This is a genomic window from Bradyrhizobium sp. AT1 (genome assembly GCF_001590795.1).
Taxonomy (GTDB): domain Bacteria; phylum Pseudomonadota; class Alphaproteobacteria; order Rhizobiales; family Xanthobacteraceae; genus Bradyrhizobium.
Genome location: NZ_JXDL01000001.1, coordinates 6,740,430 through 6,750,054, shown reverse-complemented (window position 1 = coordinate 6,750,054; position 9,625 = coordinate 6,740,430). Strand labels below are relative to the sequence as shown.

Sequence of the window (9,625 nt, the reverse complement as noted above, 5' to 3'; positions counted from 1 at the left end):
CCGGAGCGACCAGCGTCGGCAGCGCCGCGGTCGCCGGCGGCGGCTCGCCGCGCTCGATCGCGTCGAGCCGGCGCGTCTCGCGGTCGATCGTGCGCACCGCAAGCCAGGAGGACAGCGGCGCAAGATCGATGGTCCGATTGAGCTTGTCGGGCGGACCCGCCGCGAACAGCTGGATTTCCGGCGGGGCGCCGGAGAGGCCGGTCATGATCGGCGTCAGGCTGGCGCGGATGTCGGCCTGGTCGGCGGGAATGTCGTAGCCGCCGGAGACGATGGCGCGGGCGTTCCTGGCTTCCAGCGGCGTCGCGCCGACGCGCAAGCGTCCGTCGCGGATCGTGAACGGGATCTGCGCCGAGGCCACTGCGATCGGTGCGGCGGCAAGCGCGGGCTCGACCAGCTGCCGCAAGCGGTTGTCGTCGGCGACCTGGCCGCCGTCGCTGGCGCGGATCGCGATCTCGAAGGCGCGCGGATTGAGGCCGCTGATTTCCGCGGAGTCCAGCGTCACCGTGCCGTTGCCGGCAAGCGCGCCGGTGAGCGCCGCGACGCTGCGGCCCTGGCTGGTCAGCGCCATCTGCACCGAGACGCGACCCTTCGGCAGCGCCAGATCGCGGTAGCGCAGCGTCGCGGCGTCGACATTGCCGAGCTCGATGCGCGCGTTCAATGCAAGACCACCCGCGCCATTGCGCGCATCGAAGCTCGCCGACATCTCGCCGCCGCCAACGCCGCCCTTCAACGCATCGAGCGCGAGCGACTGGCCGTCGCTGCGGATCGTGCCGCCGAACGGGCGCAGCTCGATGCCGCCGGGCAACGTCCCGCGCAACGCCTGGAAGGCGATCCGGCCGCGCCAGCCCGTGACGAGCCCTGCGCCCAGCGGTTCGCCCGTGTCGTGCCCGGCAGCCCCGATCGCCAGCGCGAGCGCCGGCGCGAGATCGAGCGTATCGAGACCGACTTCGCCGTCGACGCTTCTGTCCTGATCCAGCGTCACCGCCAGATGGCCCCGCAGATGCGAGCCGGCCGCATTGCCGTCGAGATCGTCGAAAGTCAGGCGATTGCCCGTCAGCCCGACACGCGAGGACAGGCTGACGTTCTGCGCCGATTTGTCGGTCGGGCTGATCCCGAGCAGCGGCGCCAGATTGGCGCTGCGCACGCGCAGGTTCACGCTGCCTTTCGGCTCCGACAATTCGACGCTGCCCTGCGCGTCGGCATCCAGCCCGCCGCCGCTGAGCTTTGCATTCAATTGCAACGGCCGCCGCCAGGCGCCGGTCAGCTTGCCCTCGAATTGCGAGGCGCCCTCGCCCGCGGCGACCACGCGATCGAGCCCGAGCAGCGCCAGCAGCGCGCCGGCCTGCGGCGTCGCGACTTTCGACTCCAGCGTGAAGTCGCTGCTGCGCAGGCGGTCGAGGTCGATGCCGCCGACGGCGGCCGATGGGGTCTGCGCGGCCAGCGTCGCGGTCGCCTTGAGCTGCGGCGCGTCGAGCTCGAGCACGGCGCGGGCATTGCTGCGATCGGCATGCTCGGCATTCTTGTCGAGGCTGAGATCGAGCTTGAGGCGCGTCGCGCCGGGCAACGACGGAAGCGCATCGAAGCGCGCGCGCAAAGCGGGCGCGAACGGCTCGATCAGCGCGGTGAGCTCGCGCAGCGAATTGGCCGAGGATTTCAGCGCGAGCTTGCCGGTGACCTTGGCGCGGTCGAAGCTGCCGCTCGCCTCGGTGGTGACGCCGCCGGCCTGACCGAAGCGCAGCTGCTCCAGCGCCAGCGATGCGGGGCTGTAAGCAAGCTTGGCCGCGAACGGCCGCAGCTCCTGGCCGGCGGAGATCGCGCGGCCGATCTCGAGCGAGAGTTTTGCTTCTTCCGGCCACTCGCCTTGCGGTCCCGCGAGCGCGCGCACGAAGCTTGCGGCGGCGTCGAGGTCGAGCCGGTCGGCCTTGAGGTCGGCGTCGATCCGCGAGCCCTTGCTCGCGCCCGTTTGCACGAAGGCGATGCGGCCTTCGACGGTGCCGCCTTCGATGTCTGCCTTGAGCTTGTCGACGGCGAGATGATTGGCGGCGACGGTGACGTCGCCGGCAAGGCGCAGCGGCCGCGTGCTGCGGCGGTTGATCTCGCTGCGGCCCTGGAGCCAGGCCATCAGCGTATCCGGGTCGGAGGATTCAACGCTGAGACGGCCGCTGAAGCTGTCGGCGCCCGGTGTTGCACCATTGAGCGAGAGCTGCGTCATGCCGGGCGCGCGCAGCTCGAGCCGCTGGAAGGTCCAGGATCGCCCGTGGGTCTGAAGCTCGGCCGTGATGTTCTGCAGTGGACGGCCGCCGAGCATGATCTGATCAGAGTTGAACTCGATCTGCGCCGGGATCGGTGCCTGCGGAATGGCCGCTAACCCCGCCCGCAGCGCCGGCAGGATGCGCAGCGGCTCGGCATCGTCCTTGTCCGTATTCTTGGCCGCGAGCTTGTCGGCATCGACCTGGCGCGCCGACAGCACCGCGCGCAGCAGCGGCGAGGCGCCGAACCTGAGATCGCCGACGCCGCCAAGCTTCAGCGCGCTGTCTTCCGGGCCGAAGCTCGCGTCGATCTGCTCGAACTTGGCACCGGCCGGCTCCGCCTTGAGCTTGGTCGTGAGCTTCCACGGCGTCGGCCCCGCCTCTCCGGGCTTCTTCGCAGCGGGCACGGCCAGCGTCAGCGCGCCGTCGAATTTCGGCAGGCGGTTGTCGAAGGCGAGCACGCCTTCGAGATCGGCGAGGATGGCGCGCGCGCCGGGATCGATGTTGAGATGCAGACGGGTGGCGTTGCCGTCGGCGCTCGGGCCGGAGGAGACGCGAAACGGATAGCGCACGCCGTTGGCGCTGAAAGCGCCGTCGCCGCGCACCGAGCCGGCGAGCGAGCGGACGTCGCCGGAAAAGGCGATGTCGTTCAGCTCCAGCGTCGACCGGCTGGCGGCATCGTGGAGCGCAATGCGGCCGGTGAGATTGAGCCGCTCGATGGCCAGCGAGGCCAGATTGAAGGTGCCGCTCGCGGTGGAGGGCAGATCGACCCGTCCCCTCGCATCGAGGCCGAGATCGACCGCCATGCCGCCCACCGAAAGCTCGGTGGCGCGCCATTCGCCGCGCATCAGGGAGCTGAGGCTGAACTCGACGTCGAGCTTGTCGGCACGCAGGCGGCCGAGATCGTTGTTGCCGCCGAAGGTGACCTGGCGCAGCCGCAGCGTCGGCGCCGGCAACAGCCGCGCGTCGAGCTCCCCCGCGACCCGCACCGGCACGCCGATGATCTTGCCAGCCTCCGCCTCGAACTGGGGCCTGAACTGGTTCCAGTCGACGTAGTAAGGCCCGATCAGCGCGGCCAGCAGCGCAATGATGAAGGCAATCGCCAATCCGAGCAGCGTCGTCTGCACGGGTCTCCCCTCGGCCAAACCGGCAACCGGACCAAACCCTGGCCTTAGCGGACTTCAGGCGTGCCGGAACAGTCCCTTATATAGGGGGAAGTGTGGCGAAGTCACAGCGACTGTTGCGCGCGGAGGTTAATGCCCGGGGGCGCCTCACCAGCTCGCCGGCAGCCGCTTCAGGCCGCGCAGCACGAAGGTCGGCCGCCATTCCGGGTTTTCGACGTCGTCGATACGCAAGTCCGGCAGCCGCCGCAGCAGCGTCGCGATGGCGATCTCGGCCTCGATGCGCGCCAATTGGGCGCCCAGGCAGAAATGGATGCCGCCGCCGAACGACAGCGGCTTGACGTTCGCCCGGGTGACATCGAGCCGGTCCGGCCGGTCAGGATAGACCGCGGGATCGCGGTTGGCCGAGCCGAGCAGGCACAGCACGGTCTCGCCCTTGGGGATCCGCTTGCCGCCGAGGTCCTCGATCTCCTCCAGCGCGACACGGCCGGTCATCTGCACCGAGGAATCGTAGCGCAGGAATTCCTCGATCGCGCCTTCCATCAGTTCGGGCCGCGCCTTGAGCAGCGCCAGCTGGTCCGGATTGCGGTGAAGCGCGAGCAGGCCGTTGCCGATCAGATTGACCGTGGTCTCGTGCCCGGCGCCGAACAGCAGGATGATGTTGGCGGTCAGCTCCTCGTTGGTGAGCTTGTTGCCGTCCTCCTCGGCCTGCACCAGCTGGGTGGTGAGATCGTCGGCGGGATTCTTGCGGCGCAACTCGAACAGCTGCTGGAAATACATCTGCGCCATCAGGTTGCCCTCGTTGCCCTTCTTGATTTCCTCGGGCGTGAGGGGCACGGGATCGAGCAGCCGCCCGCCGTCGCGCGAGCTCTTGTAGAAGACCTCGCGATGATCCTCGGGGATGCCGAGCATCTCGCAGATGATGGTGACTGGCAGGCGGAAGGCGAAATCCTCGATCAGGTCCATGTGGCCGCGCTCGATCACGGCATCGATCGCCTGGTCGACGATCTCCTGGATGCGCGGCCGCATGTCCTCGACCCGGCGCGCGGTGAAGGCCTTCACCACGAGGCCGCGCAGGCGGGTGTGATCGGGCGGATCGGCCTGCAGCATCCAATGGCTCATGCTGCGGAACACCGGCTCGTCCATGATCTTGTCGCTGTAGCGGCGCTTGGAGCGCTCGACGAAATCCTTGCCGAAGCGCTTGTCGCGCATCACGAGGCTGACGTCGGCATGGCGGCTGGCGACGAACTGGCCGAACGGCGTCACGTGGATCGGGTCCATCGTGCGCAGCCGGTCGTAATGCGGATAGGGATCGCGGATGAAGTCCGGCGCGAGCGGGTTGAACAGCGGCGCGCCGCCGGCGCCTTGCACGTGCTCGCTCATGGTGACCTCAAATCGGTTGCCGCATGACACGAATACGACGAGCGCAGCCCCACGGCCCGGCGTAACCATCCCTGAATTTATCAACTCGATACATTGTTGTATCGAGTTGCATTCTGCCCTAGCCTCGTCCGATGTCAAGAGCGAGAACCAGACCGACCAGGGACGACACGCGCGACAAATTGTTCGAGGCGGCCGCGCGGGTGTTCGAGGACGACGGCATCGGCGGCGCCAGCATCGAGGCGATCGCGGCGGCGGCGGGCTTCACCCGCGGCGCGTTCTATTCGAATTTCAAAAGCAAGGACGAGTTGATCATCGCCATGCTCGAGGACCATGTCGAGCAGTCGATCCGCCGCAACCTCGACATCCTCGCCGAGCACGACAATCTCGACGACTTCATCGCGGCGTTGAAGGCGATGGATCGCAGCAAGCAGGATCCGCTCGGCCGCTCGCCGCTGCTGCACATCGAGATGATCCTGTTCGTCGCGCGCGCCGAGAAGCGCCGCCCCGAACTCGCCAAGCGCCTGCGTGCACGGCGCAAGCTGGTCGCCGACATCGTCGAGGCGACGTTGCAGAGCAACGGCAGGAACGAGAAGCTGAACCCGCCCTGGATGGCTTCAATCGTGCTCGCGCTCGAAGACGGCTTTCGCCTGCACCGGCTGATTGACCCCGAAACGACGCCGGCCGACAGTTTTCTGCGCGCGATCACGGATCTCAGGCGCAGGACCGGATTGGCGGCGAGCCAGGGCGAAACTTCGTAAGGCGCGAGCGGGCTTTGTCTCGAATGCGAGCTGCGACATATGGTCGTGCGCTCGTCAAACACAATCACGCAACAGCCGCGTACCCCAAATGCCACAAGCCGTCGTGAAGTTGGCACGCTTTTGACGGTCGGGTTGACACCGAATAGCAATCTGCAGAAATGCTACCTGCGGAGATAAGGTGCGGCGCGCCTCCAGGCGCGTCGTTGTTGGGAATGCCATGAAGTTGGGAATGCAAGGGATCGCTGTCGGGTATCCACCGAGGGATCCCTGCGATCAGTCAACTGGTCGCCATGGCATTCGCCTTGCAGAAGCCCGCCACGCTCAACCGGCATTGTTCCGACGCGCTTTGCTTTGCGCGACCTCGCTTCCGAAGTCGACCCTGCTCGCGATGGCGCTGGCAAGCATCACCTCGCCAGCATGGGCGGCCTGCACGGCCGCTGACACCACGACTTGCAGCGCGACCGGAGGAAGCGGCGCAGCGGGACGCGGCGGCAATGGCGGCGCGGGCAATGGGCAAGGCGGCGGCTCGAGTCACATCGACGGCGGCGGTGTCACGGTCCAGGATGCAGGAAGCCCGAGCACGAACGGCACCGGCGGCGCGAGCGCAGCCGGCGATGTCGCCACGGCTGCCGGTGGAGCGCCAGGTGCGTCCGTGGTGGCAACCGGAGTTTTCATCAATGGGAACATCGCGGGGACGGCCGGCGATCCGGGGCTCACCGGCCTGAATTTCGGCCCGGGCGGCGGCGGCGGTGGTGCTGGAATCTACTACAGCGGATCGGACATCACCATCGGCGCCGGCGTCACCGTTGCCGGCGGCGGCGGCGGGACGGGTGGGGACGTGTCCAATAATGTGGTGGGCAATGGTGGCGGCGGAGGCGGCGGCGGGAGCGGATTCATGGCGAGAGTTCCCGGTGCCCAGATCAGCAACAGCGGCTCCCTCGTCGGCAGCGCGGGCGGAACAGGCGGCCCCGGTGGCTTCAGCGGCGGCGGGGGTGGAGGCGGTGACGGCTGCTTTCGCTCGGCAGTTCCGCAATTATCACCAACATCGGCTCCATCACCGGCGGCGATGGCGGAGCGGCGGGCGCCGGTCTGACCGCCGCAGGAACGAGCGGCGCGGGCGGCGTCGGCGTCAACCTCGTGGGCGGCTTCAACGTGGTCGCCAACATAGGGACGATCACCGGGGGCGGCAGCAATGGCGGCGCGGCCGGCGTCGGCATCATCACGCGCGGCAGAGACACGATCACCAACGCCGGCACCATCAGCGGCGGGCTCGCCGGCGGGACGCGCGCGGCGGCCATCGAATTCGGCGGCACCGACAACAGCCTCAATCTGCTGACGGGATCGACGATCATCGGCGGACTTGCAATCGACGCGGGCGCTTCCGCGACCATCGCCGCGCAAAACGCCGGGCTCACGCTCAACAGTGCGATCTCGCTGGCCGACGGCACGGCCGCCCTCACCTTCGATACCAGCACGACAGGCCTCCTCGCCTCGGGCGTGATCTCCGGCGCCGGCACGGCAACGCTGACCGGAACCAACACGCTGATGCTGTCAGGCGTGAACACCTTTACAGGCGTCACCACGATCAGCAGCGGAACGCTCGCGCTGACCGGCAGCGGCAGCATCGCCGCGTCGGCCGGCGTGGTCGCCAACGGCGTTTTCGATATCTCCGGCACCGTGTCCGGCGCCTCGATCCGCGCATTGAGCGGCAGCGGTGCCGTCGCGCTCGGCAGTCGAACGCTGACGCTGAGCAACGCCGGCGGAACGTTCAGCGGCGTCATCGGCGGCTCGGGCGGCGTAACCCTGTCCGGCGGCACGCAGACGCTGACGGGCATCAATACCTACATAGGCGCGACCACGATCGGCAGCGGCGCGACGCTGGCGCTCGGTGCCGGCGGCAGTATCGCCGCCTCCAGCGGCGTCACGACCAACGGCACGCTCGACATCTCGGCGACAACCGCGGGTGCATCGCTGGCAGACCTCGCCGGCACGGGCACGGTTGCGCTTGGCACCCGCACGCTGACGCTGACGAACGCTTCGGGCACATTCGCCGGCGCGATCGCGGGCACCGGCGGGTTGACACTCGACGGCGGAACGGAGCAGCTGACCGGGGCCAATACCTACACGGGAGCAACCACGATCAACGCCGGCACGCTGGCGTTGGCCGGTGCGGGCAGCTTGTCGTCAGCCACGCGCCTGGTGCTGGCCGGCAGCAGCGCAAGTTTCGACCTGTCCGCCGCAGGCTCGCAATCCATTGGCGGTTTGTCCGGCGTGACGGGCTCTCAAATTGCCCTCGGTGCCAACGCCTTGACGGTGACCGTGACCGGCGGCGACATTTTCGCCGGCACGCTGAGCGGCAGCGGCGCTTTCACCAAGCAAGGCAGCGGCACGCTGGTGCTGAATGGCGTGAGCGGCGCCTTCTCGGGCACCACGACGGTGGGGAGCGGGACACTCAAGGTCGGCGACACCGGCAATCCCGGCGCCGTGCTCGGCGGGGACGTGGTCGTCGGAGCACTGGGCACGCTCGGCGGCAGCGGCACGGTCGGCAACACCCTCGTCACCGGCGGCACGCTCTCGCCCGGCAATTCCATCGGCCTTTTGACCGTTGCCGGCAATCTCACCTTCACGTCCGGCTCGACCTATGAGGTCGAGGTGTCGCCGGTCAATGCCGACCGCGTCAACGTGACGGGAACGGCGACACTCGGAGGCGCGACGGTCGCGGCCACCTACGTGCCCGGCAGCTATGTTGCCAAGCGTTACACGATCCTCAGCGCGACCGGAGGCGTCAACGGCGCCTTCAGTGGACCTGTGAACACGAACTTGCCGGCGAGTTTCTTCGGCTGGCTCAGCTATGACAGCAACAACGCCTATCTCAATCTGACGCTGAACTTCGCCGGCCTGAACTTTGGCAGCGGCCTCACCGTCAATCAGCAGCATGTCGCGAGCACGCTGACCGACTTCTTCAACACGAACTCGGGCATTCCGCTGGCGTTCGGCGCGCTGACGCCTGCGGGCCTGTCGGTTGCCTCCGGCGAGCTCGGCACGGGCGTGATTCAGTCTTCGCTGAAGGCCGACGATCTGTTTCTCAATCTGCTGCTCGATCCGACCACGGCCGGCCGCGCCGGAGGATTCAGCACGCCGGACGGCATGTCGCATGTCGCGGCTGACGATGTGGCGCTGTCCTATGCCGCCGGGCGACCGGGCGGCATGCGCGAGAACGAAGCCTACGCGATGGCGGCCAAGGCGCCGCTTCTCGCACAGCAACCTGCCAACCCATGGAGCGTGTGGGCGGCAGGCTATGGCGGCTCCTCCAGCATTGGCGGCAACGCGGCGGTGGGATCGCAGGACACCAGAGCGCAGGTCTGGGGCATCGCAGCAGGCGCCGACTACAGGCTCTCGCCGGATACCCTGGTTGGCTTTGCACTCGGCGGTGGCGGCACGTCCTATTCGCTGGCGAGCGGCTTCGGCTCCGGCTCCGCCGATCTGTTCCAGGCCGGCGTTTATGGCCGACATCAGTTCGGCCGCGCCTATGTCTCCGCCGCATTTGCTTATGGCTGGCACGACGTGACAACCACGCGCAGCATCGCGCTCGCCGGCCCCGACACGCTGCGGGGCCGCTTTGCCGCCGACAGCTTCGCTGGCCGGTTCGAGGGTGGCTATCGATTTGCGACCGCGCTTGTCGGCTTGACGCCTTATGCCGCGGTGCAGGCGATCAACTTCCGTCTGCCATCCTATGCCGAGCAAAGCCTCGTCGGTGGCGGCCTGTTCGCACTGAACTATGGTGCGCAAACCACGATCGACACCCGGACCGAGCTCGGCTTTCGCACCGACAAGTCACTCGCGATCAGCGATGGTGTGCTGACGTTGCGCGGCCGGCTGGCATGGGCGCATGATTACAACGCGGACCGTGCGGTAAGTGCGGCCTTCCAGTCGCTGCCAGGCACGAGCTTTGTCGTGAACGGCGCGCGGCCGGATCCCGATTCCGCGCTTGTCAGCGCGGCCGTAGAGACGAAGTGGCGGAGCGGCTTCTCGGTCGGCGCGACGTTCGAAGGCGAATTCTCCCGCAATCTCACCGGCTATGCCGGCAAGGGAGTCGTCAAGTACAGCTGGTGAG

At 68.0% G+C, this 9,625-nt stretch carries 5 protein-coding genes; 3 read left to right on the top strand and 2 right to left on the bottom strand.

Annotated features, from left to right (window positions below; all coding sequences use genetic code 11):
• Positions 1 to 3,376, bottom strand: a 3,376-nt coding sequence (locus SE92_RS31305; protein ID WP_063202267.1) for an AsmA family protein, incomplete at its 3' end; no start/stop codon positions are given.
• Positions 3,377 to 3,520: 144 nt separating this feature from the next.
• Positions 3,521 to 4,753 carry a cytochrome P450 gene (locus SE92_RS31300; protein WP_063203860.1) on the bottom strand — a complete coding sequence of 411 codons (1,233 nt, stop codon included), beginning with the start codon at positions 4,751 to 4,753 and terminating at the stop codon, positions 3,521 to 3,523.
• A gap of 131 nt (positions 4,754 to 4,884) precedes the next feature.
• Here SE92_RS31300 and SE92_RS31295 point away from each other — a divergent pair, with 131 nt between their 5' ends.
• The 3 genes from SE92_RS31295 to SE92_RS31285 all read left to right on the top strand — a co-directional run bounded on the left by SE92_RS31295 (position 4,885) and on the right by SE92_RS31285 (position 9,624).
• Complete coding sequence (locus SE92_RS31295; RefSeq protein WP_063202265.1) at positions 4,885 to 5,511, top strand: TetR/AcrR family transcriptional regulator; 627 nt, start codon at positions 4,885 to 4,887, stop codon at positions 5,509 to 5,511.
• 331 nt (positions 5,512 to 5,842) lie between these two features.
• Entirely contained in the window at positions 5,843 to 6,604 is a 762-nt protein-coding gene (locus SE92_RS37415; RefSeq protein WP_157095765.1) for a hypothetical protein, read from the top strand.
• A gap of 44 nt (positions 6,605 to 6,648) precedes the next feature.
• Complete coding sequence (locus SE92_RS31285) at positions 6,649 to 9,624, top strand: autotransporter outer membrane beta-barrel domain-containing protein (RefSeq protein WP_063202261.1); 2,976 nt, start codon at positions 6,649 to 6,651, stop codon at positions 9,622 to 9,624.
• Position 9,625 lies beyond the last annotated feature (1 nt).

Bases quoted from the DNA above. Each gene is read 5' to 3' on its own strand.
- SE92_RS31300 (WP_063203860.1), bottom strand. From the start codon at position 4,753: ATGAGCGAGCACGTGCAAGGCGCCGGCGGCGCGCCGCTGTTCAACCCG.
- SE92_RS31295 (WP_063202265.1), top strand. From the start codon at position 4,885: ATGTCAAGAGCGAGAACCAGACCGACCAGGGACGACACGCGCGACAAA.